The sequence below is a fragment of the Plantactinospora sp. A48 genome, from assembly GCF_055793945.1.
Map to the genome: position 1 here is coordinate 1 of NZ_JBTIXF010000023.1, position 24,041 is coordinate 24,041.

Genomic DNA, 24,041 nt, shown 5'->3' on the forward strand with positions numbered 1-24,041 from the left:
GAAGGTGAAGACGCCGGGGCTGGATTCGGTGGCGTCGGGTTTCATTTCGTTGACGGCGGTCATCATGTCGAACTCGCGGTTGGCGATGGTGAGGAAGCCGGAGTCGCTGAGCCGGTCTCCGCCCATGGCGGCGCCGAAGTAGCGGCCGCTGCGTTCGGCGGCGGCTTTGAGGGTGGTGCCGGGTTGGCCGGGGAGGTCGGCGTGGGCCATGGTGGCCATGGCCATCGAGGAGATGGCGGTCACCGCGGCGCAGACACCGCCGAGGAGTAGTCGGGTACGCCGGTTGGTACGGCGTTGTGGTGGAGCGGGAACGTCATTCATGTGGGTGTTTCCTCCTTGATGTTTCGGCTGGACCGTCACCGGCCACGACCTGACCTCGACCCGAGTCACCAACCAACCGGTCGGCGGCTGGCTGCTCGACCCGTTCGCCAAGCACGTGCCTCCTCCGATGTCGGGTCCTCGCACCGCGCGGCACCGCCCTCCCGGAAGCGGGCATGGTGGCGCTACGTCCCGACGATGATATATCGAGCTAAGTCGATCGGCGATATTCGGCCTCACCTGAGCCGTCGAGGATGCGGTTGCGGGACATCCGGCAGCGGCACGGCAGGGGATCGCATCAGATGGCAGATCGCTGTGCGCTTTTTGCAGGAATCTGACGTACGATTTCCGGCGTGACGAGACGACTCACCGAGGTTGCCAAGAAGGCCGGCGTCAGCGAGGCGACGGTCAGCCGGGTGCTCAACGAGCGGGGTGGCGTCTCCGAGTCCACCCGGACCGCCGTGCTCACCGCCCTCGACGTCCTCGGCTACGAGCGTCCCACCAGGTTGCGTGGCGAGCGGGCCCGGCTGGTTGGCCTGGTGCTGCCCGAGTTGCAGAACCCGATCTTCCCGGCCCTGGCCGAAGTGGTCACCGGGTCACTGGCGCAGCGGGGCTTCACCCCTGCGCTGTGCGCGCGGACCATCGGTGGGGTCTCCGAGTCGGACTACGTCGAGATGCTGCTCGACCACCAGGTGTCGGGAGTGATCTTCGCCGGCGGGTCGTACGCGCTGGCCGACGCGCGGCACGACCACTACCGGCGGCTGACCGACCGGCACCTGCCGGTGGTGCTGGTCAACGCCGGCGTGGACGAGTTGGGCTTTCCGCGGGTCTCCACCGACGACGCGGTCGCCGTCGAGCAGGCGTACGGCCACCTGAGGTCGCTGGGTCACGAGCGGATCGGCATGGTGCTGGGCCCGGAGGACCACGTGCCGTCCCGCCGCAAGCTCGCCGCGATGGTCCGGGTGGCTGGCTGGTCGGACGACGCGGCGGGGGATCACGTGGAGCGGTCCAACTTCTCGATGGAGGGCGCCCGGGTGGCCGCCGGCAGGCTGATCGAGCGGGGTGTCACGGGCATCGTCTGTGCCAGCGACGTCCTCGCGCTCGGCACGATCCGGGCCGCCCGCCGGATGGGTCGGGCGGTGCCGGCCGACGTGTCGGTGGTCGGCTATGACGACTCGGCGTTCATGACCTGCACGGACCCGCCGCTGACCACGGTGCGTCAGCCGATCGAGATGATGGGCCAGGCGGCTGTCGACCTGCTGGTCACCCAGATCGAGGGGGCCGGAGTGCTGCACGACGAGCTGCTCTTCGAGCCCGAGCTGGTGGTACGCGGCTCGACCGCGCCGGCTCCCCGCAGCTGAGCCGCCCCGCGCCGGCTCCCCGCCGGTGAGCCGCCCCGCGCCGCCTTCCTGGCCTGGACGACGCTCGGCCGCCGACCGCTTCGCGGTCGGCGGCCGTTTTGTCGTGCCCGCCCAGGCGGGCACAGGTCGGCACCTCCGTCTGAACGGTCGGGCTGTCGAGATCTGCCACCCTGATGTCGCTTACTTTCACAACCAAATCGAAACCTTGCCGAAATGAGTCGGCCTGGCTACAGTGACTCGACTCACACCTGACCCCGGATGCACCTACCCGGGATCAGCTCCGATCGGGTACGCCACCCACTAAACAGGGCATCGCGGACAGCGCGGGTCATACAGCCACTCATTCGGCGAAGGGATGGACAGATGTCCGTACCGCACTACCGGAAGGCCGGGGCGCTCGCGCTCGTGGCCGGCCTGGGGCTCAGCCTCGCGGCGTGCTCCACGAAGAGCGACACCTCGACGAGCGACGCAGGCGGCAAGGTCACCATCACCGTCGACTGCCAGCCGGTCGGCTCCCAGAAGGAGCTGTTGAAGAACTGGAACGACGATGTCGCCGAGTTCCAGCGGCAGAACCCGGACATCGTCATCAAGAGCGTCAGCGTCGGTGAGCAGTGCAACAACCCGCCCGACTTCACCGCCCGGCTCGCCGGCGGCACCGTGACCGACGTGTTCTACGGCTACATGACCGACCTCAAGCAGGTGCTCGACTCCGGCCAGGCCATGGACGTCACCGACTTCGTCAACCAGGAAACGGTTCCGACCTGGGAAAGTGTCGACCCGGCACTCAAGGGCGTCTTCACCGACGGCGGCAAGCTCTACGCCGTCCCGGTGAAGAACTACTCGATGGGCCTGGTCTACAACAAGGTGCTGTTCCAGCAGGCCGGGCTCGACGTGAACAACCCGCCCAGGACCTGGGGCGAGGTCCGGGCCGCCGCCAGGAAGATCGCCGCGCTGGGCAAGGGCATCGCCGGCTACTCGGAATACAGCGCCGGCAACACCGGCGGCTGGCACTTCACCTCCCTGCTGTACTCGCAGGGCGGTCAGGTGCTGACCGACGACGGCAGGAAGGCCGACTTCAACAACGCGATGGGCCGGCAGGTCCTGCAGAACCTCAAGGACATGCGGTACGGCGACAACAGCATGGGATCCCGTCAACTCCTGCAGTGGGGCGACCTGCTGACCAACGCCGGCGCGGGCAAGGTGGGCATGTTCATCGGCGCCCCGGACGCCACCCAGGCGATCGTCAGCCAGTTCCAGGGCAGGTTCCAGGACTGGGCGATGGGCCCGCTGCCCGGCCAGGACGGCCCGGCGAAGGCGACGCTCGGTGGCGGCGAGGGCTACTTCTTCAAGAAGGGCCTGACCCCCGACCAGGTCAAGGCGGGTCTGAAGTGGATCGCCTACCAGAAGTTGACGCCCGGCAAGGGCCAGTTCGACTACGTCCGGGCCAAGCCGCAGAACTATCCGGTGGGCCTGCCCCAGCCGTTGCTCTTCGCCAACGGCACCGCCGCCCAGAAGCAGGAGGTCGAACTGCGCAAGGCGAACGCGAACGTCGACACCTCGAACTTCGCGATCTTCGAGGCGAACCCGATCCCGATCAAGGGCGAGCCGCGCGACGCGCAGGCGATCTACGCGGTGCTCGACGCCGCGGTGTCCGGGGTGCTGACCAACCCGAACGCGAACATCGACGCGCTGCTCAGGACGGCCGAGGAGAAGGTCAACCAGCTCCTCGCCGCGCAGAAGTGACCCGGTGGCGTGGGAGCCGGCCCGCCGACTCCCACGCCACCCGCACCGCAGCCGCCCGTTCGCCGACTCACCGTAGGAGCTGCCTTGGCGATCACCACCGTCCCGGGGACCAGGAGGAAACCGGGTCGACCTGTCCGGCCGTACCCGGCGGGGGCGCCGCGAACCGGTCTCGGCCGCAAGGTGCGGGACAACCTGACCGGGTACGCGTTTCTGATCGGGGCGGTGCTCTGCTTCGCGGTCTTCTCCTGGTATCCGATGATCCGGGGCGTCGTGATGAGCTTCCAGCGCACCCGGCGCGGCGAGACCACCTGGGTGGGCTGGGCCAACTACGACCGCATCATCGCCGACCCCAGCTTCTGGAACGCCTGGCGGAACACCCTCTTGTTCACGGTTCTGGCGCTCGTCCTCGGCTACGCGGTGCCGTTCCTCGTGGCCGTCCTGCTCAACGAACTCCGCCACCTGAAGGGTTACCTGCGGATCCTGGTCTACCTGCCGGTGATGCTGCCGCCCGCCTCGGCGCTGTTCCTCTTCAAGTACTACGCGTACGACCCCAGCGAGGCGGGGCTGTTCAACGCCATCCTCAAGGCCCTGCACCTGCCGACGTCACAGTGGATGCAGTCGCCCGGGATGACGATGCCGGCGATGGTGCTCGCCTCGACCTGGATGAACATGGGCAGCGCGGTGCTGATCTATCTCGCGACGCTGCAGAACATCCCCGGCGAGCTCTACGAGGCCGCCGAACTCGACGGGGCCGGGGTCTGGCGGCGGATCCGCCACGTGACGATCCCGCAGACCAGGCTGATCCTCGCGCTCCTGGCGATGCTGCAGATCGTCGCCACGATGCAGTTCTTCATCGAACCACTGATCCTCGCCAACGGCGCGGGCGCGGAGGACTCCGCGACGTCGGTGGCGTACCTCATCTACCAGCACGGGTTCTTCCAGAACGACCTCAACGGCGCCGCGGCGCTCGGCGTGATCATGCTCGTGGTGCTGGCCGGCTTCTCCGCCGGCTACCTGCGGCTGAGCGCGAAACAGGACTAGGACGGGCGGCGACATGGCACAGGACTCCGGCGGCCGGACGCTCATCTCTCCGGGGCAGCTCAACCGGGGACGCGGTCGGGTCATCTACTGGACGCTGCTCGTCGTGGTCGTCGTGGGCTTCACCCTCGTCTTCCTCGGACCGCTCTACTGGATGGTCACCGGCGCGCTCAAGTCCGGCCAGGAGATCGCGCAGACCCCGCCGTCGCTGTTCCCGCACGATCCCCGCCCGCAGAACTACGCCGACGCCTGGAACCACCTGGATCTGGCCAAGCTGCTGTTCAACACGTTCTACTACGCGGCCGGCGCGGTGCTGTTCCAACTCGTCCTGGACACCGCCGCGGCGTACGCCCTGTCCAAGCTCCGGCCGATGTTCGGCAACGTGATCCTCGCCCTGATGCTGGCTACGCTGATGATTCCCGCGATGGTCCTGATCGTCCCGCAGTACGTGACCGTGATCGACCTGCCGATCCTGCACCTCAACCTGCTCGACTCGCCGTTCGCCATCTGGCTGCCCCTGGTGGCTAACGCCTTCAACATCTTCCTGCTCAAGCGGTTCTTCGACTCGATCCCGGACGAGCTGATGGCGGCCGCCCTGGTGGACGGGGCGACGCCGCTGCGCACGCTGTGGTCGATCATCCTGCCGATCTCGCGCCCGATCCTCGGGGTGGTCTCGATCTTCGCGGTGACGGCGGTCTGGAAGGACTTCCTCTGGCCGAAGCTGGTCATGCCGTCACCGGAGACCCGGACGGTGAGCGTCGGCATCTACGCCTTCTCCGGTGGGACGCCGATGAACGTGGTGATCGCCGCCTCGGTGATCGCCGCCATCCCGACCGTCGTCATCTTCCTGATCTTCCAGCGGAACATCATGTCCGGCCTCACCACCGGCAGCCTCAAGGGATAGCCCGATCCGGCGGACCCGCCGACGTGACACACAGAAAGACGTAACACCCAGAACGCAGAAAGCAGGTGCTCGTGTCCTCAGCAGACAGCGGTCCGTGGTGGCGTGGCGCGGTGATCTACCAGGTGTATCCGCGCAGTTTCGCCGACGGTGACGGCGACGGTGTCGGCGACGTCGCCGGCATCCGGTCCCGGCTGAGCCACCTGTCCGCGCTCGGCGTCGACGCGATCTGGTTCAGCCCCTGGTATCCGTCGCCGATGGCCGACGCCGGCTACGACGTGACCGACCACCGCGACATCGACCCGGTCTTCGGCAGCCTGTCGGAGGTGGAGACGCTGATCGAGGAAGCGCACGGGCTCGGCATCCGGATCATCGTCGACGTGGTGCCGAACCACTGCTCGGACGCGCATCCGTGGTTCCGGGCCGCGCTCGCCGGTGGGCCCGGCGCACCCGAGCGGGATCTGTTCTGGTTCCGTCCCGGTCGGGGTCCGAACGGTGACCGGCGGCCCACCGACTGGATCGGCGAGTTCGGCGGGGAGACCTGGACCCGGACCACCAACCCCGACGGCACTCCCGGTGACTGGTACCTGCACCTGTTCACCGCGCAGCAGCCGGATCTCAACTGGGATCACCCCCGGGTGCGGGCCGAGTTCGAGGACATCCTGCGGTTCTGGTTCGACCGGGGGGTGGACGGCATCCGGATCGACTCGGCCGGGCTGCTGGTCAAGGACGGGATGCTGCCCGAGGTCCGGCCGGACCGTCCACACCCGTTCCACGACCTCGACGGGGTGCACGATGTCTACCGGGCCTGGCGGCGGGTGGCCGACGGGTACCCGGGCGACCGGGCGCTGATCGGCGAGGTGTGGCTGCCGGACCGGCAGCGGTTCGCGAACTACCTCCGCCCGGATGAACTGCACGCGGCGTTCAACTTCGACTTTCTCGGTTGTGCCTGGGACGCCTCGGCGCTGCGCGAGAGCATCGACGGGACGCTGAGCGCGCACGCGCCGGTCGGGGCCCCGGCCACCTGGGTGCTCTCCAACCACGATGTCACCCGGCACGTCACCCGCTACGGTCGGGCGGACACCACGTTCAGCTTCGCGGCCAAGCGCGAGGGGATCCCCACCGATCTTGCGCTGGGCACCCGCCGGGCCCGGGCCGCCGCGCTGCTGTCCCTGTCCCTGCCCGGCGCCGCCTACATCTACCAGGGCGATGAGCTGGGCCTCTGGGAGGTCGAGGACATCCCGTACGCGCAGCGTCAGGACCCGATGTGGGAACGCTCCGGGCGGGTCGACCCCGGTCGGGACGGTTGCCGGGTGCCGCTGCCCTGGGCCGGGGACGAGTCGCCCTTCGGCTTCAGCCCCGACGGCGCCGCGCAGCCGTGGCTGCCGCAGCCGGCGGACTGGAAGGCCCGGACGGTCCAGGCGCAGACCGGCGACCCGGACTCGATGCTCGAACTCTATCGGGCGGCCATCCGGATCCGGCGGGCCGAACCGGCCCTCGGCGCTGGCGCGCTGGCCTGGCTGCCGGCCCCGGAACGGGTGCTCGCCTTCACCCGTGGCGGCGGCTTCCGCTGCCTGGTCAACCTGGCCGACGCGGCCGTCCCGCTGCCTACGGGCGGCGAACTGCTGCTGGCCAGCGGGCCACTCGGGGACGGTCTGCTACCGCCGGACACCGCCGTCTGGCTGCGGGTCACCGAGCCGGCGGACTGAGCCGGCCGGGCCTGAGGCGCCCTGACCGGCGCGGCGGTCGATCGGTGCCTCCTGGTAAAGTGGACGTTCATTCATTATTGTGTCGGCATGCTTGACGACGCCAGTCGCACCGCCGCGCACGTGGCGTTGTTCCGGGCCCTTGAATCGGCCCGGCCCGGCCCGCGCCTGTTCGACGATCCCTACGCCGCCCGGTTCCTGTCGGGCGGGTACCGGCTGGTCGCCCGGGCCGCCCGGTGGCAGCCCCTCGGGCGGTACATCGAGCGCTGTATCGACGAGCGGTGGCCGGGTGGACCACGGGCCTCCGCGATCGTGCGTACCCGGCTCATCGACGACCTGGTCGACGACGCGGTGACCGCCGGCGCCACCCGGGTCGTGCTGCTGGGTGCCGGATACGACAGTCGGGCCTACCGGCTGCCCGCCCTGGCGGGTACGCAGGTGGTCGAGATCGACCACCCGGCCACCCAGCAGGTCAAGAAGCGGGTTGTGGCGGCCCGCGTTCCGGCGGAGCGGCGCCGCCACGTTCGGTTCGTACCCGTTGACCTGAGTCGGAACGAACTCGGCGCGGCCGGGCTCGACGGCGGTCCACGCACCGTCGTCGTCTGGGAAGGGGTGACCAACTACCTCACCGCTGACGCCGTGGACGCGACCCTGCGTACCCTCGCCGGAGCCCTCGGTCCCGGCAGCCGCATCGTCTTCACCTACGTCGACAGGTCCGCGCTCGACGGCACCGGCGGGTACACCGGCGTCGACGAGTGGCACGCCGAGGTGCGCCGCCACGGCGAACCGTGGACGTTCGGCTTCGACCCGGCGCAGCTGCCGGCGCACCTTGCCGAACGAGGGCTCAGCCTGCTGCTCGACATGTCCGCCCGCGACGCTGCCGCCCGTTACCTCGTACCGCTGGGGCGGGACGAGCCGACCGCCGAGTTCTACCGGATCGCGCAGGCGGAGGTTGATGGTGCCCAAGGTCAGTGACGCGCACCGCGCCGGGCGGCGGCAGCAGATCCTCGACGCCGCCGCGGCCTGCTTCGCCCGGGACGGCTTCCACAAGACCTCGATGCAGGACATCGTCACCGCGTCCGGGGTCAGCGCGGGTCTCGTCTACCGGTACTTCGCCGGCAAGGACGACATCATCACGGCCATCGTCTCGGCCTGGCACGAGCAGCGATCGGCCGCCGTCGCCGACGATCCGGTACGGGCGTATCTGACGCTGTTGCGTTCCGTCGGCGACCCCGACGCCCGCGAGAACCTGCGGGTCGGCGTACAGGCGTGGGCCGAGGCCGTCCGCTCGCCCCGGATCCGGGAACTCGTCCGCGACGGCGTCGACGAACCACGGCGGGCCGCCGCCGCGTTCATCAGCCAACAGGTTCCGGACGTCGACGCCGACGCGCTCGCCCGGGTGCTCATCGCGATGTACCAGGGGCTGCTCCTGCAGACCGTGTGGGATGACACCGTCGACAACGCCGCGTACGTGGCCGCCGTCGAGTCCCTGCTGGCCCGGCTGCTGTCAGCTTGACGCGGGCTCCGGTCCGACCCGGCGGGCGTCCGCTGACGAACCTGATCGGCCTGGCCGCCCTGCTGCTGGCCACGCCGGCGTTGGCCCACTGGGCGCCGATGGTCGGGCAGAGCGTGGTGGCCGGCGTGCTGGCCCTGGTCGCGCTGTTCGTCCAGCCACGCCGGCCACCCCAAAGGCCCCGTACCCCTCGTTCAGGTACGCGGACACCGACACCGCGGACCATCGACCGGTCACCGCACCGGTCGGCCGCGATAGAACGATCTGTCTTGACGGTTGGTGGGCGGACCGGTACGGTCTCTAGAGACAGAACGTTCGTTCTATCTAGCGTCGGCTAGTTGGTGTGGCGCTCAGGTTGAGATCACCGGGCTGTTCTCGGATATCGAATAACACCGCCGCCCCTCCCGGCGGTGGCCCGCACCCCGCCGTGCGTCCCTTCGTTCCGGAGCCTTGAGAGGATTACCATGACCACCGTTGCCGTTCCCGGCATCTCGACGACGGCCGCTGCCTTGCGGCGGTTGTACTTCGGTCGCTTCGCCTTCGCAATCGTCTGGGCCGCGGTGACGTTCCCCCTCGCGAAGCATCTCACCCCCCTCACCGCCGCGCTGCTCGTGCTCTATCCGCTGTTCGACGTGGTCGCCGCCATCGTCGATGTCCGCGCGTCGCGGACCACCGGATCGCCCACCCTGCTGTACGTGAACGTCGCGATCAGCCTGCTCGCCGCGGTGGGTCTGGTCATCGCCGGCACGTCCGGCGTCCCGGCGGTCCTGCGCGTCTGGGGTGCCTGGGCCGTCGTGGCCGGGCTGGTGCAGTTGATCGTGGGCGTCACCCGCCGCCGGATGGGTGGCCAGTGGCCGATGATCATCAGTGGTGGCCTCTCCGTACTCGCCGGCGGGTCGTTCTTCGCGGCCGCCGCCGCGGACAACCCGGCGCTGACCAACGCGATCGGGTACGCCATCCCCGGCGCCATCTTCTTCCTCATCGCCGCCATCCGGCTGGGCCGTACCGCGAAGGAAAACTGACGTGCGGAACGCCACCTACGACGTCGTTGTCATCGGCGCGGGGCCGGCGGGGGAGAACGCCGCCGATCGCGTTGTGCGGGGCGGCCTGACCGCCGCGATCGTCGAGCGGGAGCTGGTCGGCGGTGAGTGCTCGTACTGGGCCTGCATGCCGACCAAGGCGTTGCTGCGCAGCCAGACCGCGCTCCGGGCGGCCCGTCAGCTGCCCGGTGCCCGCGAGGCGGTGACCGGCGAGTTGGACGTGGCCGCCGTGCTGCGCCGCCGGGACTCCTTCGCCGCCCACTGGAAGGATGACGGGCAGGTGTCCTGGCTGAACTCGGCGGGGATCCCGCTGTATCGGGGCCAGGGACGGATCAGCTCCGACCGGACCGTCGAGGTGACCGGCGCGGACGGCGCCCCGACCTCGCTCACCGCCCGACAGGCGGTCGTCATCGCGACCGGCAGCAGTGCACTGCTGCCGGACATCGCCGGTCTGGGCTCGGCCTGGAGCCGGGTGCCTGGCTCACGGTCGACGACACACTGCGGGTGGTCGACGGTACCGGGGCGTTGATCGGCGACGGATGGCTGTACGCGGCCGGGGACGTCAACCGGCGTGTGCTGTTGACCCACCAGGGCAAGTAACAGGCTCGTGCGGTGGGCGACGTCATCGTGGCGCGGGCCAGGGGCGAAGCGGCAGACGACCGTCCCTGGGGTCGGCATGTCGCCACCGCCGACGTCCGCGCCGTGCCGCAGGTCGTCTTCACCGATCCGGAGGTCGCGTCGGTGGGGCTGACCGCAGCCGCCGCCGGGGCCGCCGGGCTACGGATCCGGGTCGTCGACTACGACCTGGCCGCGACGGCCGGGTCCATGCTGCATGCCGACGGCTACCTGGGGCACGCCCGGATGGTCGTGGACGAGGACCGGCGGGTGATCGTCGGCTGCACCCTCGTCGGCCCGGACGTCGCGGAACTGATCCATGCCGCGACGATCGCCGTCGTCGGCGAGGTCCCACTGGAGCGGCTGTGGCACGCCGTGCCTGCGTATCCGACCGTCAGCGAGGTCTGGCTGCGCCTGCTGGAGGCGTACGGGCCGCTGACCTGGGCCGGTCGGCCGCGCGCGCCACCCGGCGCGGGGCGGGGCGGTCGTCCGGGGGGTTAATTAACGGGCCGAGTCCGCCGACTGACGCTCCGAGTTGATCCTGAGAAGCCCTTCGATACCGCGCAGGAAGGTCTCGGACACCAGTGTGGGGTCGGAAAGGCATCCGGCCGCCATGGCGCCGTCCCGCAGCATGACGAAGTGCCGCGCTGCGGGATCCGCCGTTTCTTCGTGGACCTGCGCCATGAGCGTGGTGATGGTGTCCAGGAACCATTTCCGATGGGCCAGGAGTTCCTGGTGTACGGGATGGTTCGTGTCGGGATATTCCGCTGCGGCGTTCAGGAACGCGCACCCACGGAATCCGGGGGACTGGATGTTCTGCGCGATGGAACCAGCGATGGCCAGGAGAGGATCGACCGGCGACTGGTTGGTGGCGAGGGCCTCGTCCACCATGCCGCGCTCCAGCTGGTGCACCTCACGCAGGTAGGCCAGGATGAGGTCGTCCTTGCTGGGGAAGTGCCGGTAGAAAGTGGCCCTGGTCACGTTCGCCTCGGCGACGATCCGGTCGACGCCGACGGAGTGAATGCCCTCCGTGTAGAAGATCCTGATCGCCGTGCGGAGAAGCCTGAGTCGTGCCTCAGAAGGCCGGGCCTCGGGTTCGTCGCGCGTCATCCGACCATCTTAGCGAATAGAACGTTCGGTCGAGTTGCGCCCGGTTTCGTACCGCCCTCGCCGGCACCTGACCCTGACCCTGTCCGTCGGTCGTTCCGGTCGGCCCGGCCGGCTCGTACGCTTGGTTGATGAGTTTGCCTGATGAGATCGCCCGCAGCCGGTACGTCAGTTTGACCACTTTCCGCAAGGACGGCACACCGGTGGCCACTCCGGTCTGGCAGGTACCGCACGGCGCTGAGTTGTGGATCGTGACCGAGGCGGGCTCGGGCAAGGTCAAGCGGATCCGGAACAACCCGCAGGTGCGGGTGGTGCCGTGCTCCGTACGCGGCACGGTGGCCCCGGACGCGCCGAGCGTGACGGGAACCGCCCGGTTGCTCGACGGCGACGGGACGGCGCTGGCCCGGAAGCTGCTGGCCCGCCGGTACGTGATGTCCCGGGCGGGCAACTGGTTCGCTCGGCTGCTTCGACTACGCCGCCCCCCGATGGTCGGCATCATCGTGTCGTTCTGATCGACCCCGGCCTTCCGACCCGCGTCGAGGGCTTCGGCGCTTCCACTGCCACCGCAAAAAGAAGAGCAGGGAATCGTCGACTCCCTGCCACTCCTAACGTATACCGCAATGGGGGACTTGCGGCAAGACCCCGGGTTTGTTGCAGAATCCTCGGCCGAAGCCAGAACCTGGCGAAATCGGGGGTTCGCGAAGCGCGCCGTTGTTTGTTGACGTGCCGGGCTGCGCGAGAAATCGAACGGGGATTCCATGATCGACGTGATCATCGTGGGCGGCGGACCGACCGGCTTGATGCTGGCCGCCGAGTTGCGGCTGCACGACGTGCGGGTGGTCGTGTTGGAGCGGGACGCGGAGCCGACAAAGGTGGTCCGCTCGCTCGGCATGCACGTGCGCAGCATCGAGGTGTTGGCTCAGCGCGGCCTGCTGGAGCGCTTTCTCGCGCACGGGCACAGGTTCCAGCTCGGTGGTTACTTCGCCGGGATCGCCAAGGCGTGGCCGCAACGGATGGACACCGCACACGGGTACATCCTGGGCATCCCGCAGCCGGTCACCGAACGGCTGTTGGCCGAGCACGCCACCGAGGCCGGCGCCGAGTTCCGGCGCGGGAGCGAACTTGTCGGGTTGAGCCAGGACGAGGACGGGGTGACCGCTGAGCTGGCTGACGGCACCCGGTTGCGCTCGCGCTACCTGGTCGGCTGCGACGGCGGTCGCAGCACGGTGCGCAAGCTGCTGGGCGTCGGTTTTCCAGGTGAGCCCACCAGATTCGAGACGCTGCTGGGCGTGATGGAGTTGACCGCGGCGCCGGACGAGGTGATCGCCGTGATGACGGAGGTACGCAGGACGCAGCTGCGGTTCGGCGTCGGGCCGGTCGGGGACGGGGACGGGCTGTACCGCGTTGTCGTGCCCGCGGCGGGAGTGACGGACGACCGCACGGTCCCGCCGACGATCGAGGAGTTCAGACAGCAGCTGCGGGCGACCGCCGGGACCGACTTCGGGGTGCACTCGCCGCGTTGGCTCTCCCGGTTCGGCGATGCCACCCGCCTGGCCGAGCGCTACCGGGTCGGCCGGGTACTGCTGGCCGGTGACGCGGCACACGTTCACCCGCCACTGGGTGGGCAGGGACTCAACCTCGGTATCCAGGACGCGTTCAACCTGGGCTGGAAGCTGGCCGCGGAGGTCGACGGGTGGGCCCCGGCCGGTCTGCTGGACACGTACCAGGCCGAACGGCAGCCGGTGGCGGCGGACGTACTGGACAACACCCGCGCGCAGACGGAGCTGATGTCGCTGGAATCGGGTCCTCAGGCCGTCCGGCGGCTGATGGCGCAGCTGATGGACTTCGAGGAGGTGAACCGGTACCTGATCGAGAAGATCACCGCGATCTCGGTCCGGTACGACTTCGGGGAGGGCCATGAGCTGCTCGGCCGGCGGTTGCGGGAGGTGGAGCTGAAGCGGGGGAGCCTGTACGGGCTGCTGCACCGGGGACGCGGGCTGCTGCTGGATCAGACCGGCGGGCTGTCGGTGGCGGGCTGGGCGGACCGGGTCGACCGCGTCGTCGACATCAGCGCGGAACTGGACGTGCCCGCTCTGCTGCTGCGCCCGGACGGGCACGTGGCGTGGGTCGGTGACGATCAGCGGGAGCTGCTCGACCGGCTGTCTCGGTGGTTCGGGGCCGCCAGGTGAGCAGTCACTGCCCAGGCGAGCAGCTAGGCGTTGCAGCGGGCGTGCCAGTCCGCGCTGGCCCTGGCGGCACAGAGATACGGATTGCTGACCGATACGTCCTCGGTGCTCAACTGAGTTGTCACATGTTTCAGGGCGAGCACTCCGTCAGCCGCGACGGTCAGCTCGATCGTGTCACCTGCCGCAAGGCTGGAGTCGCCGGGATCGAATTCTGGTACTTCCGCACCGTTCTGGTCCGTGTACCACACCTTCGTGTAGGTGCCGGCCAGGCCGGTGCCGGTGGGCGAGAAGTGGAGGTTGGCGTGACCGGAACACATGTCGGGATTCGACTCCGTCATCGAATCAGCACACGGGCCCGCGTTCCAGGTGTCGGTACCGCTACCGTCGCTGTTGATGACCAGTGTCTCGCCATGAACGGCCCAGGTGCCGACGAAGGCCACGAATTCGGGGCCGGTGGCCGTGGTCTGACTGGCCGTGCTGGTGCGATCGGGTGCAAGCGGTTGAGCCCCATGCGGGCCACGTCGGTCGCGCAGGGCGGCGTTCATAAGGAACACCGCAACCGTGAGGAGTACGGCCACAACCGCGACAATTGGCCAACTGCGCCGGATATCACCCACCGGAATCACCTCAACGGGGTCTGTCGGCGGGTGTCCATCTGTGGACACGGGAATCGAAATAATACGGCTCAGCTGCCGAGTCCCCGGTGAACCGGAAGGGCTTTCCGTGGTCGTTCACATCGAGTGTGCCGGTCCGGCCGGCGGACGCCCAGTCGATCTGGACGATCCAGTCGACGTCATAGCGACGCCCGAGCGGGGAAAGTTCGAACACCTCCACGTCGCTGGCGGACACCTGGTACGGGAACGTGACCGCCGGGATGGGGTTTCCGGTGGCGTCCTGGCCGTCCTGGGGTGTGACGTGGATCGGGTCGGAATCCAGATTGTCGAGGGCGAACCATCGGGAAGAAACGCCGCCGCACCCAAGAGCGACCATCCCGGTGCCGGCAACCGCCGGTCTGCGCGTCACCGCTTTGGCGCGTAGGCCGGTGAGGACGACGGCGGCGTCACCGCGTCCCTGTATCGTCAGGGTCAGTACCGTTCCGGCGGTTGGCACCCCGCCATTCGCCGCGGCAAACCGAATCTGTTCATCTCTGCTGCCCGGCAGTGGTGGCAATTGGCCGGCCGCCTTTGGAAACACCCACTTCAGACCGCTGGAGCAATCGTTGTTCGTTGTCGAACCGTAGGTTACGGCCACCACAGGCCCCGCATCGGGCACTGCCGACGGCGAACCGACAATCGCCTTCTTCACCTCTTCCGCGCCGCCGCCGATGATCTGCGTGAACAAGGTTGTTGTCGCACCCGTCAGCGCGGCGACCAGGATCCCGGCCATCCATATGACTGTCCTGCGATACCAGGGAATGGGCTGCCTGTCGGACGAGTCCTTCGTGGTCCGCCTGTTGTGGTTAGCTTTGCGCGACACACGGCCCCCAGTCCGGCGAAACCCGAGGCAGAATTGTATCTTCCGCCACGGCGGATTCGAGAGTCAGATCCGTGACAGCGGGGGGAGATGGCCCGGCGCGCGGATTCGGGTGAAGCCGTGTAGCGACTGCCTGAGCGACGTCGGCCACGGACTCCACCGTGGGCTCGGTCCCGTCCCGGTGAGGCCCGGCGCTGAGCTGGGCGTGAGCGGTTGACTGCCTGGTCAGGGGCCGTGGCAAAATCCGCTGCGTGCAGATCGGGATGCTCGGCCCGTTCGAGGTTCGCACGGGCGACGGGGTCCTCGTCGACGTGCCGGGCGCGCGGCTGCGCGGACTGCTGGTCGTACTGGCGCTCGAACCCGGTCGGGTGGTCCCGAAGTCGACGCTCGTCGACTGGATCTGGGGTGAACACCCGCCGGCCGACGCGACGAATGCCCTGCATCGGCTGGTTTCCCGGCTCCGCAAGGCGCTACCGGGCGGATGGGTCGAGGGGCGGACCGACGGCTACCGGCTGACGGTGCAGCCCGACGCCGTCGACGCCGTGCGGTTCGAGCGCCTGATCACCGCGGCCCGGGTACGGGAGCACGACGAGCCGCGGCGGCTCCGGCTGCTCGGCGAGGCCCTCGCGCTGTGGCGCGGCGCCGCGATGCAGGACGTCGGTCTGGCCGACAGCGCGGCGTTCGACGCCGCCGCCGGCCGGCTGGACGGGCTGCGGCTGACCGCGCTGGAGGACCGGTTCGACGCGGCGGTCGGCCTCGGCCAGGGTCCGGAGTTCATCCCCGAACTGACCGATCTGGTGACCGCGTACCCGGTGCGGGAACGGCTTGTCGCCGCGCTGATGCGGGCCCTCGCCGCGGCCGGGCGCGGCAACGAGGCGCTGCTGGTGTACCAGCGCACCCGGGAGACCCTGGCCGACACCCTGGGCGTCGACCCCGCGCCGGGGCTGTCCGCGCTGCACGTCGCGCTGCTGCGCGGCGACCTGGAGCAGCGGGAGGAGGATGTTCCGGCGCGGTGGGAGGCGCCCGGGCCGCAGCAGCGCCGGACCAACCTGCGTGCCGAGTTGACCAGCTTCGTCGGCAAGGACGCCGAGATCGCCGCGGTCCGCGAGATCGTCGCCGAGCACCGGCTCACCACCCTGGTCGGGCCGGGCGGCTCGGGGAAGACCCGGCTGGCCACGGAAACCGGGCGTACGCTGCTCGGCGACCTGCCGGACGGGGTCTGGCTGGTGGAACTGGCCGCCCTCGGCGCGGACGGTGACGTGGCGCAGGCGGCGTTCGCCGGGCTCGGGCTGCGGGACGGGCTGCTCGGCGAGGCGCCGTACGTGGAGCCGACGGACCGGCTCATCGCCGCGATCCGGGAGCGGGACGCGCTGCTGATCCTGGACAACTGCGAGCACCTGATCGAGTCGGCGGCGGCGTTCGCCCACCGGGTGCTCGGGGAGTGCCAGCGGCTGCGGATCCTGGCCACCAGCCGGGAACCGCTCGGCATCACCGGCGAGGCGCTGTGGCTGGTCGAGCCGCTGGCCCTGCCGGCGGAGGACGCCGGTCCCGGCGAGATCGGGTCCGCCGCGGCTGTCCGGCTGTTGCGGGACCGGGCGAACGCGGTACGCCGGGACCTCGCGGTCGACGCCCGCACGCTGTCGACGATGGCGCGGGTCTGCCGGGCGCTGGACGGGATGCCGCTGGCCATCGAACTGGCCGCGGCCAGGTTGCGGACCATGTCTCTCGACCAGCTCGCTCACCGGCTGGACGACCGGTTCCGGCTGCTGACCGGCGGGAGCCGGACCGCGTTGCCGCACCACAAGACGTTACGGGCCGTGGTCGACTGGAGCTGGGAGCTGCTCACCGACGCCGAACGGGCGGTCCTGCGCCGGCTCTCGGTGTTCGCCGGTGGGGCGAGCCTGGCGGCGGCCGAGCGGGTCTGCGCCGGTGGCGGGGTCGAGCCGGAGCGGGTGCTCGAGCTGCTCACCGCGCTGGCCGAGAAGTCGCTGCTGCTCGTCGAGGGCGACGCCGCACCCCGCTACCGGATGCTCGGCACCATCAGGGAGTACGCCGGGCACCGGCTGGCCGAGGCGGGGGAGTCGGACCGGACCCGGCGGGCGCACCTCGGGCACTTCGTCGACCTCACCGAAGCCGCGGAACCGCGCCTGCGCCGCGCCGACCAGCTGGACTGGCTGGCCAGGCTCGAGGTCGAACACGACAACATCACCTCCGCGCTGCGGGCGGCGGTCGCGGCCGGCGAGGCGCGGGGGGCGATGCGGCTGGCGGCGGCGGCCGGCTGGTACTGGTGGCTCAGCGGGCACAAGGCCGAGGGCATGGAGCTGATCACCGCGGCCATCGACACGCCCGGCGAGGTGGCCGACGAGATCCGGGCGATGGTGTACGCCCTCACGTCGATGTTCGTCAACTCCGGGCCGGGCGACCAGCACCAGTCGGCGGAGTGGATCCACAAGGCGTACCGGCTGAGCCAGGGCGGTGCCCGGGGTAACCCGCTGCTGGGACTGGTCGTCCCGCTGGAACGCATGCTGCGCACGCCGGGCGCGGTCCTGTCCGCCTGGGAACCCCTGCTGGACAACCAGGATCCCTGGGTACGCGCGCTGGCCCGGCTGCACCTCGGCAAGATGCGGATCATGCTGGGCCATCCCGGGCGGGACGCGGACACGTACCTCGAGACGGCGCTTGCCGAGTTCCGCGCGCTCGGCGAGCGGTGGGGGATCTCGTTCGCCCTGTCCGAGCTGGCGGACCGGATCGCCGTGCGCGGCGAGTTCGCCGAGGCGTGCGCGTACTACGAGCAGGCGGTCGCGGTCGTCACCGAGGTCGGCGCGGTCGAGGATGTCATCCGGATGCGGTCGCGACAGGCCCAGCTGTACTGGCTGCTCGGCGACGAGAAGGCCAGCGCGGCGGCGCTGGCCGAGGCGGGCCGGTGCGCGGAGCGGGTCACCTGGCCGGACGCGCTGGCCCTGCTGGCCCTCGCGAAGGCGGAACTCGCCCGGTGGGGCGGCGACGCCGAGGAGGCGTACGAGCAACTCGGCGTCGCCACCACCCTGCTGGGCGCCGAGGCGGACCGGGCCAACCTCCGGGCGGAGCGGCACGACCTGCTCGGCTACCTGACCGACGATCTCGACGCGACCCGTACCCATCGCGCGGCGGCCTGCGCGGCGGCGGCGGAGGCGGGGCACGCTCCGGTGATCGCGCGGGTGATCGTCGGTGTCGCTGATCTGGCCGTGCGGCGCGAACGGTACGAGCAGGCCGCCGGGCTGCTCGCGGCCAGCGCCGCCGTGCGTGGGCTGCCGGATCGCTGCCACCCGGACGTGGCCCGGATCGAGCGGTACGCGCGCAGCCGCCTCGGCGACGAGGGCTTCGCCGAGGCGGCTGCACAGGGTACGCGGACGAGCTGGTCCGAACTGGTGACGGTGGCGCTCGCTCCATGAGGGCGGCGGGCCGCGACCCGGGGGTCAGGCCGCCGCGCGGCGGATGGTGATGTCGCCGTGCCGGGTGCGGGCGTGGACGGTGACGCTGCCCTCGGACGGTTGGGTGTCCGGCTGGGTCGAGACGGAGTCGCGGACCGACCCGCGCTTGCTGCTGGCGTCCACCCGGGCGGCGGTGCCCGCGCCGATGCCGACCTCGATGTTCCCGGAGTGGTTCGACAGCTCCGCCCGACCGCCCGTCAGCCGGCCGATCCGGATGGCGCCGTCGCCGGTCCGGGCGCTGACGCCGCCGTCGGCACGGTCGATGTCGAAACCGCCGCTGCCGCTGTTGAGGTCGAGGTCGGCGAACGCGTGGCCGATCCAGATCTGCCCGCCCGAACTCGAGAGCCCGACGGCGCCCCCGACCTCGCCGATCCGGGCGGCGACCACGCTGCCCTCGATGTCGGCACGTCCGGCGATGTGACCGATCTCGACCTCACCGGCGGCGACGTTCGCCCGCAGCGCGTTGACCCGGTCCAGCTGGACCCGACCCTTCGCCATGTGCAGTTCGCACTCGCCGAACGAGCCGTCGGCGCGGACGGTGGAGTGCGCGAGGTAGGCGACCAGGCTGGAACCGGCGGGCAGGTCGATGGTGATGGCGACCGAACCGGACTTGTCACCGGAGACGGTCGTCTTGACCGACAGCCGGCCGTCGGCGAAGTCGACCCTGGTCTTGTCGGCGACCCGCAGATCCGAGCGGCTGGCCGGGTCGATGGGTTCGACCAGCACCGTGGTGTCGGTCCGGTCGCTCGCGGTGACCCGTACCCGGGCGCCGGCGACCTGCACGGTGGCGGCGATGGGACCGGGGGTGGTGAAGATGGGCATGAGTTCGCTCCTGTTGTCTGCTGTTCGGCGGGTCTTGGCTGCTGGCTGGCAGGTCATCGGGGTCAGGCCCGCTTCTGGAAGGTGGACCGCGCCCACAGGTAGCCGACGACGGCGATGCCGGCGCACCAGGCGATGGCCGCGATCGCGTCGTGGGTGGACGGTGCGCCGTTGAGCAACCCGCGCAGGGTTTCGATGATCGGGGTGAAGGGCTGGTACTCGGCGAACTGCCGGACGCCCGGGCCCATCTTCTCGGCCGGCACGATCGCGCTGCTGAAGAACGGCAGCATGATCAGCGGTACGGCGGCCAGGCCCGCCGTCTCCGGCGACTTCGCCGACAGGCCCAGGGCGACCGTGAGCCAGCCGGCCGCGGAACCGAGCAGTACGACGAGGCCGACCACACCGAGCCAGTCGAGGAGGCTGGCCGCCGGGCTGAACCCCAGCAGGAAGGCCACCCCGACGAGTGCCGCGATGGCGACCAGGTTGGTCAGCACACTGGCGACGACGTGACCGGTCAACACCGCGCCCCGGGAAACGTCCATGACCTTGAACCGGTTGATGATGCCCTTGGTCATGTCGGAGTTCACCGCTGTCGCGGTGGCCCCCAGCCCGTAGCAGACGGCCAGCAGCATCAGCCCCGGCGTCGCGTAGTCGATGTAGTTGACCCCGACGTCGAAGGCGTCTCCGAAGACGTACACGAACATCAGCGCGATCACGATCGGCATCAGGACCGCGTTGAACACCGAGGTCGGGTTCCGGGCGATGTGTTGGAAGTTGCGCCGCAACATGACGATCGAATGGGACTTGGCACTCATTTCGCAGCCTCCGTGGTGTGGCCCGTCAGGGCGAGGAAAACGTCGTCGAGGTCGGGTGTGCGGACGGTGAACTCCTCGGCGGCCAGCGAGTGCTCGTCGAGCCTGTCCAGCAGGGACCGCAGCGACCGCGTCCCGCCGTCGCTGGGCACCCGCAGGGTGAGCGTCTCGTCGTCGCGGGTGGCGTCGGTGAGGACCCGGGCGGCCGCGTCGAGTTCGGGGGCGGTGCCGAACCGGAGCCGGACGTGGGTACCGGGCATCCTGTGCTTCAGCTCCTCGGGGGTGCCCTGGGCGACCAGCCGGCCCTGGTCGAGTACCGCGATCCGGTCGGCGAGCTGGTCGGCCTCGTCGAGGTACTGCGTGGTGAGGAAGATGGTCACGCCGTCGGCGACCAGGTCGCGGACGATCTGCCACATCGTGCGGCGGCTGCGCGGGTCCAGCCCGGTCGTCGGCTCGTCCAGGAAGATGATCTGCGGGTTGCCGACGAGCGTCATCGCCAGGTCCAGCTTGCGGCGCATGCCGCCGGAGTAGGTCGACACGGGCTTGCGCGCCGACTCCACCAGATCGAACCGTTCCAGCAGGTCCGTGACGACCCGCCGGCCCGGACCGGCAGCCATCCCGTGGAGATCCACCATCAGTCGCAGGTTCTCCTGACCGGACAGCAGGTCGTCCACCGCCGCGAACTGGCCGGTCACCCCGATGGCCGCGCGGACCGCCCTGGCCTCGGTCGCGACGTCCCGCCCGGCGACCCGCACCGTTCCGCCGTCGGCCCGCAGCAACGTGGTCAGCACGTTCACCGTTGTCGTCTTGCCCGCCCCGTTCGGGCCGAGCAGGGAGAAGACCGTGCCCGCCGGAACGTCCAGGTCGATGCCGTCGAGCACCACCCTGTTCCCGAAGGCCTTCCGTAGCCCGGAAACCTCAATCGCTGAATTTCTCATGCGGTCCACGATCGGCACCCGCCCTGTCACCGCCCTGACACGGCTCTGACACGACACCGGGAATTCCGGCGCGGAGGCGTCGTTTCGTCATCTGAACCGGGCCCCAACCCCGTCGCGGGCAGCGCGGACGCCGGCGGTCGTCAACCGACGGAGGAGATCCGTGGTGTCGATGTTGGTCGATGGTTGAAGTCCGGTCTCAATCATCGAGCGATGACTGCGCGCGTACGCCTCCCTACGGTTGGTGTTGTGTTTCCGGTGCGTTACGGAGGCACGCAGGCGCCGTGAAGACGCCACCCAAGCCGACGATCAGTAGGACGGGAGACCCGTGGACACAGACGTCATCGGGGTGGGATTCGGGCCGGCCAACATCGCGCTCGCCATCGCCATGGAGGAGCTGGAGGTACCGCTCGACGCGATCTTCGTCGAGCGACGGCCCCGGCCGGAGTGGCAACCGGGAATGTTGCTCGACGGCTCGGACATCCAGCACCATCCGGCCCGCGACCTGGCCCTGCCGAGCAACCCCCGTAGCCGCTACACATTCTTCAACTACCTGTTCGAAGAGGGCAGGCTGTTCGAGTTCCTCAACCTCGGCCTGCCGTTCCCGCTGCGCAAGGACTACGCCCGGTACGTCTCCTGGGCCGCCAGCCAGGTGTCCGCCCGGGTGCGGTACGGGGTGTCCGCCGAACGGCTGGAGCTGGTCGACGGCCCGGACGGGTCACGGGTGCAGGTCGTCCTGGACGACGGAACGACCGTGCGGGCCCGCGCCGCGGTCGTCGCCCCGGGCCGGCCACCCCGGATCCCGCTGCCCTTCCGGGGGATCGAGGACCCTCGGGTGTTCCACTTCACCAGCTATCTCGACCGCGCCCCGGAGCTGGCCGCGCTGCCGAACCCCAGGATCGCGATCGTCGGGGCCAGCCAGAGCGCGGTGGAGCTGGTGCTCGACAGCGCCCGACGGTTCCCGCACGCGTCGGTGACGAACATCCTGCGCGGCTTCGGCTACCGGCAGAAGGACCTCAGCCCGTTCCACGGCGAGGTCTACTACCCCGAGTTCGTCAACTACTACTTCGGCGCCAGCGAAGAGTCCAAGAGCATGCTGGACCAGCAGCTGCGGTTCACCAACTACTCGGCCGCCGACATCGACGTGCTCCAGGCCCTGTACGCCCAGCTTTACGAGCAGCGGCTCGACGGTGGGAACCGGATCCAGCTACGCCGCAACACCGACATCCTGACCTGCGAGCCGCAGCCCGACGGCGTCCGGCTGACCCTGCGCGAGCAGCACCTCGGCGTGGTCGACGAGATCCAGGCCGACGCGGTGATCCTGGCGACCGGCTTCCTGGACCTCACCAGCGAGAACGAGGAGCTGTTCCTGCCCGCGCTGCTGTCCCCGGTCGCGCCGGCGGTCTCCCGTACCCCGTCGGGACGGGCGGTGATCGGCCGGGACTACCGGATCGGCACCACCGGCGCGCACCTGCCGCCGATCTATCTCAACGGCCTGTGCGAGACCACGCACGGCATGGGCGACGCCGGATCGTTCAGCCTGCTGGCGCTGCGGGCGGCGACCATCGCCGAGAGCCTGCACAAGGCCGTCATCTCGACGGGCGACGCCGCCGGCGGCCGGGTCGAGCGAACGGAGGTTCGGGCATGATCTCCACCCAGTCCGTCGAGGATGTCCGGCTGCGGGTCCGCACCGCGATTCCGGGACCGCGCTCCCGGGAACTGCTCGACCGCCAGGAGGACCGCGAGTCGAGCGCCCGGACCTATCCGCGCCGGCTACCGATCGCGGTACGGCGCGGGTACGGCCCCTACGTCGAGGACATCGACGGCAACGTGTTCATCGACTTCCTCTGCGGTGCGGGTGTGCTGCCCCTGGGCCACGGGCACCCCGAGGTCGTGGACCGGGTCGCCGAGCAGCTCCACGAGCACGTACACGGGCTGGACCTGCCGACACCCACCAAGGACGAGTTCGTCGACGCCACGCTGAGCCTGCTGCCGGAGCGGATGCGGGACCGGATGAAGGTCCACTTCTGCGGGCCCACCGGCGCCAACGCCGTCGAGGCCGCGCTGAAGCTGTGCAAGACCTTCACGAAGCGTACGGACGTGGTGTCGTTCCAGGGCGGCTTCCACGGGTCGACGCACGGAGCCATGGCGGTCACCGGGCTGGTCGGGCCGAAGGCCGCCGTTCCCGGCCGGATGCCCGACGTCCACTTCTTCCCGTACCCGTACTGCCTGCGGTGTCCGCTGTCGCTGAACCCCAGCGACTGCGACACCAACTGCGCCACCTACCTGCGCAAGGCCCTGCTGGACACCCACGGCGGCGTCCCGCGCCCCGCCGCGATCCTGCTGGAACTGGTCCAGGGCGAGGGCGGCGTCATACCCGCCACCGCGGGCTTCGCCCGGGAGGTGGGCCGGCTGGCGAAGGAGCTGGACGTACCGCTGATCGTGGACGAGATCCAGACCGGGTACGGCCGGACCGGTACGTGGTTCGCGTTCGAGCAGTTCGACCTGGATCCCGACGTGGTGCTGCTGTCCAAGGCGGCCGGCGGGATCGGCCTGCCCGTGGCCCTGATGCTCTACGACCGCCGGCTGGACACCTGGCAGCCCGGCGCCCACATCGGCACCTTCCGCGGTCACCAGCTGGCCTTCGCGGCCGGCACCGCCGCCATCGAGGTGATGCGGCGCGACAACATCCTGGAGAACGTGGCACGGCAGGGCGCCTACCTGCGCGAACGGCTGTACGCCCTGGCCGGGCCGTACCGGTTCGTCGGGGAGATCCGCGGGCTCGGGCTGATGCTCGGGATGGAGATCGTGGATCCGGAGAACGGACTGCCGGACCCGGTCCGGGCCGCCGCGATCCAGCGGGCGGCGCTGGCCCGCGGCCTGATCATCGAGCTCGGTGGCCGGTCCGACGCCGTGGTGCGGCTCCTGCCCCCGCTGAACGTGACCCGACCGGTGGTCGACGCCGCCCTGGCGGTGCTGACAGCCGCGTTCGCCGAAGCATGAC

General features: G+C 70.0%; 22 protein-coding genes. 15 read left to right on the plus strand and 7 right to left on the minus strand.

Annotation, left to right across the window (positions count from 1 at the left end; genetic code table 11):
* Positions 1-321, minus strand: a 321-nt coding sequence (locus tag ACXN5W_RS14345) for an endo-1,4-beta-xylanase (protein ID WP_473158758.1), incomplete at its 3' end; no start/stop codon positions are given.
* 350 nt (positions 322-671) lie between these two features.
* On the opposite strand from ACXN5W_RS14345, the gene ACXN5W_RS14350 reads away from it, so the two are divergent.
* From ACXN5W_RS14350 to ACXN5W_RS14395, 10 genes are all read left to right on the plus strand, one after another.
* Entirely contained in the window at positions 672-1,679 is a 1,008-nt protein-coding gene (locus ACXN5W_RS14350) for a LacI family DNA-binding transcriptional regulator (RefSeq protein ID WP_473158759.1), read from the plus strand.
* Positions 1,680-2,042: 363 nt separating this feature from the next.
* Positions 2,043-3,422, plus strand: coding sequence for an ABC transporter substrate-binding protein (locus tag ACXN5W_RS14355; RefSeq protein WP_473158760.1), 1,380 nt, complete (start codon positions 2,043-2,045; stop codon positions 3,420-3,422).
* An 84-nt stretch (positions 3,423-3,506) separates the two neighbouring features.
* On the plus strand, positions 3,507-4,463 hold the full coding sequence (locus ACXN5W_RS14360; RefSeq protein WP_473158761.1) for a carbohydrate ABC transporter permease: 957 nt from the start codon (positions 3,507-3,509) through the stop codon (positions 4,461-4,463).
* Between the two features lie 13 nt (positions 4,464-4,476).
* A complete protein-coding gene (locus ACXN5W_RS14365; protein WP_473158762.1) occupies positions 4,477-5,364 on the plus strand; it encodes a carbohydrate ABC transporter permease in 888 nt (295 codons plus the stop codon).
* 71 nt (positions 5,365-5,435) lie between these two features.
* Positions 5,436-7,070, plus strand: coding sequence for a glycoside hydrolase family 13 protein (locus ACXN5W_RS14370; protein WP_473158763.1), 1,635 nt, complete (start codon positions 5,436-5,438; stop codon positions 7,068-7,070).
* Positions 7,071-7,157: 87 nt separating this feature from the next.
* Positions 7,158-8,042, plus strand: a complete 885-nt coding sequence (locus tag ACXN5W_RS14375) for a class I SAM-dependent methyltransferase (RefSeq protein ID WP_473158764.1) — start codon at positions 7,158-7,160, stop codon at positions 8,040-8,042.
* Positions 8,026-8,583, plus strand: coding sequence for a TetR/AcrR family transcriptional regulator (locus ACXN5W_RS14380; RefSeq protein ID WP_473158765.1), 558 nt, complete (start codon positions 8,026-8,028; stop codon positions 8,581-8,583). Before ACXN5W_RS14375 ends, ACXN5W_RS14380 begins: the two co-directional genes overlap by 17 nt.
* Before the next feature lie 461 nt (positions 8,584-9,044).
* On the plus strand, positions 9,045-9,602 hold the full coding sequence (locus ACXN5W_RS14385; RefSeq protein WP_473158766.1) for a hypothetical protein: 558 nt from the start codon (positions 9,045-9,047) through the stop codon (positions 9,600-9,602).
* Position 9,603: 1 nt separating this feature from the next.
* Positions 9,604-10,149: an FAD-dependent oxidoreductase gene (locus ACXN5W_RS14390; protein WP_473158767.1), complete on the plus strand. Its 546-nt coding sequence runs from the start codon at positions 9,604-9,606 to the stop codon at positions 10,147-10,149.
* Positions 10,150-10,232: 83 nt separating this feature from the next.
* Positions 10,233-10,736 (plus strand): hypothetical protein, encoded by a 504-nt coding sequence (locus tag ACXN5W_RS14395; RefSeq protein WP_473158768.1) that lies wholly within the window; start codon positions 10,233-10,235, stop codon positions 10,734-10,736.
* Here the strand turns inward: ACXN5W_RS14395 and ACXN5W_RS14400 are convergent, their stop codons facing one another.
* A complete protein-coding gene (locus ACXN5W_RS14400) occupies positions 10,737-11,345 on the minus strand; it encodes a TetR/AcrR family transcriptional regulator (RefSeq protein WP_473158769.1) in 609 nt (202 codons plus the stop codon).
* Between the two features lie 128 nt (positions 11,346-11,473).
* Here ACXN5W_RS14400 and ACXN5W_RS14405 point away from each other — a divergent pair, with 128 nt between their 5' ends.
* Together ACXN5W_RS14405 and rox are read left to right on the plus strand one after the other, a co-directional pair.
* Complete coding sequence (locus tag ACXN5W_RS14405; protein WP_473158770.1) at positions 11,474-11,854, plus strand: PPOX class F420-dependent oxidoreductase; 381 nt, start codon at positions 11,474-11,476, stop codon at positions 11,852-11,854.
* A gap of 246 nt (positions 11,855-12,100) precedes the next feature.
* Complete coding sequence (rox, locus tag ACXN5W_RS14410; RefSeq protein WP_473158771.1) at positions 12,101-13,531, plus strand: rifampin monooxygenase; 1,431 nt, start codon at positions 12,101-12,103, stop codon at positions 13,529-13,531.
* Between the two features lie 23 nt (positions 13,532-13,554).
* Here the strand turns inward: rox and ACXN5W_RS14415 are convergent, their stop codons facing one another.
* Both ACXN5W_RS14415 and ACXN5W_RS14420 read right to left on the minus strand, forming a co-directional pair.
* Positions 13,555-14,145: a hypothetical protein gene (locus ACXN5W_RS14415; RefSeq protein ID WP_473158772.1), complete on the minus strand. Its 591-nt coding sequence runs from the start codon at positions 14,143-14,145 to the stop codon at positions 13,555-13,557.
* 10 nt (positions 14,146-14,155) lie between these two features.
* Positions 14,156-14,914 carry a hypothetical protein gene (locus tag ACXN5W_RS14420; protein WP_473158773.1) on the minus strand — a complete coding sequence of 253 codons (759 nt, stop codon included), beginning with the start codon at positions 14,912-14,914 and terminating at the stop codon, positions 14,156-14,158.
* Between the two features lie 338 nt (positions 14,915-15,252).
* Between ACXN5W_RS14420 and ACXN5W_RS14425 the strand changes: the two genes are divergently transcribed.
* Entirely contained in the window at positions 15,253-18,432 is a 3,180-nt protein-coding gene (locus ACXN5W_RS14425; protein WP_473158774.1) for a BTAD domain-containing putative transcriptional regulator, read from the plus strand.
* A gap of 24 nt (positions 18,433-18,456) precedes the next feature.
* Here the strand turns inward: ACXN5W_RS14425 and ACXN5W_RS14430 are convergent, their stop codons facing one another.
* From ACXN5W_RS14430 to ACXN5W_RS14440, 3 genes are all read right to left on the minus strand, one after another.
* On the minus strand, positions 18,457-19,293 hold the full coding sequence (locus tag ACXN5W_RS14430) for a DUF4097 family beta strand repeat-containing protein (RefSeq protein ID WP_473158775.1): 837 nt from the start codon (positions 19,291-19,293) through the stop codon (positions 18,457-18,459).
* A gap of 62 nt (positions 19,294-19,355) precedes the next feature.
* On the minus strand, positions 19,356-20,105 hold the full coding sequence (locus ACXN5W_RS14435) for an ABC transporter permease (RefSeq protein ID WP_473158776.1): 750 nt from the start codon (positions 20,103-20,105) through the stop codon (positions 19,356-19,358).
* The gene (locus ACXN5W_RS14440; protein WP_473158777.1) at positions 20,102-21,040 is read right to left on the minus strand and encodes an ATP-binding cassette domain-containing protein; all 939 of its coding nucleotides are present in this window, start codon (positions 21,038-21,040) and stop codon (positions 20,102-20,104) included. Before ACXN5W_RS14440 ends, ACXN5W_RS14435 begins: the two co-directional genes overlap by 4 nt.
* 325 nt (positions 21,041-21,365) lie before the next feature.
* On the opposite strand from ACXN5W_RS14440, the gene ACXN5W_RS14445 reads away from it, so the two are divergent.
* Entirely contained in the window at positions 21,366-22,685 is a 1,320-nt protein-coding gene (locus tag ACXN5W_RS14445; protein WP_473158778.1) for a lysine N(6)-hydroxylase/L-ornithine N(5)-oxygenase family protein, read from the plus strand.
* Positions 22,682-24,040: a diaminobutyrate--2-oxoglutarate transaminase family protein gene (locus ACXN5W_RS14450; protein ID WP_473158779.1), complete on the plus strand. Its 1,359-nt coding sequence runs from the start codon at positions 22,682-22,684 to the stop codon at positions 24,038-24,040. Before ACXN5W_RS14445 ends, ACXN5W_RS14450 begins: the two co-directional genes overlap by 4 nt.
* Position 24,041: the final 1 nt, after the last annotated feature.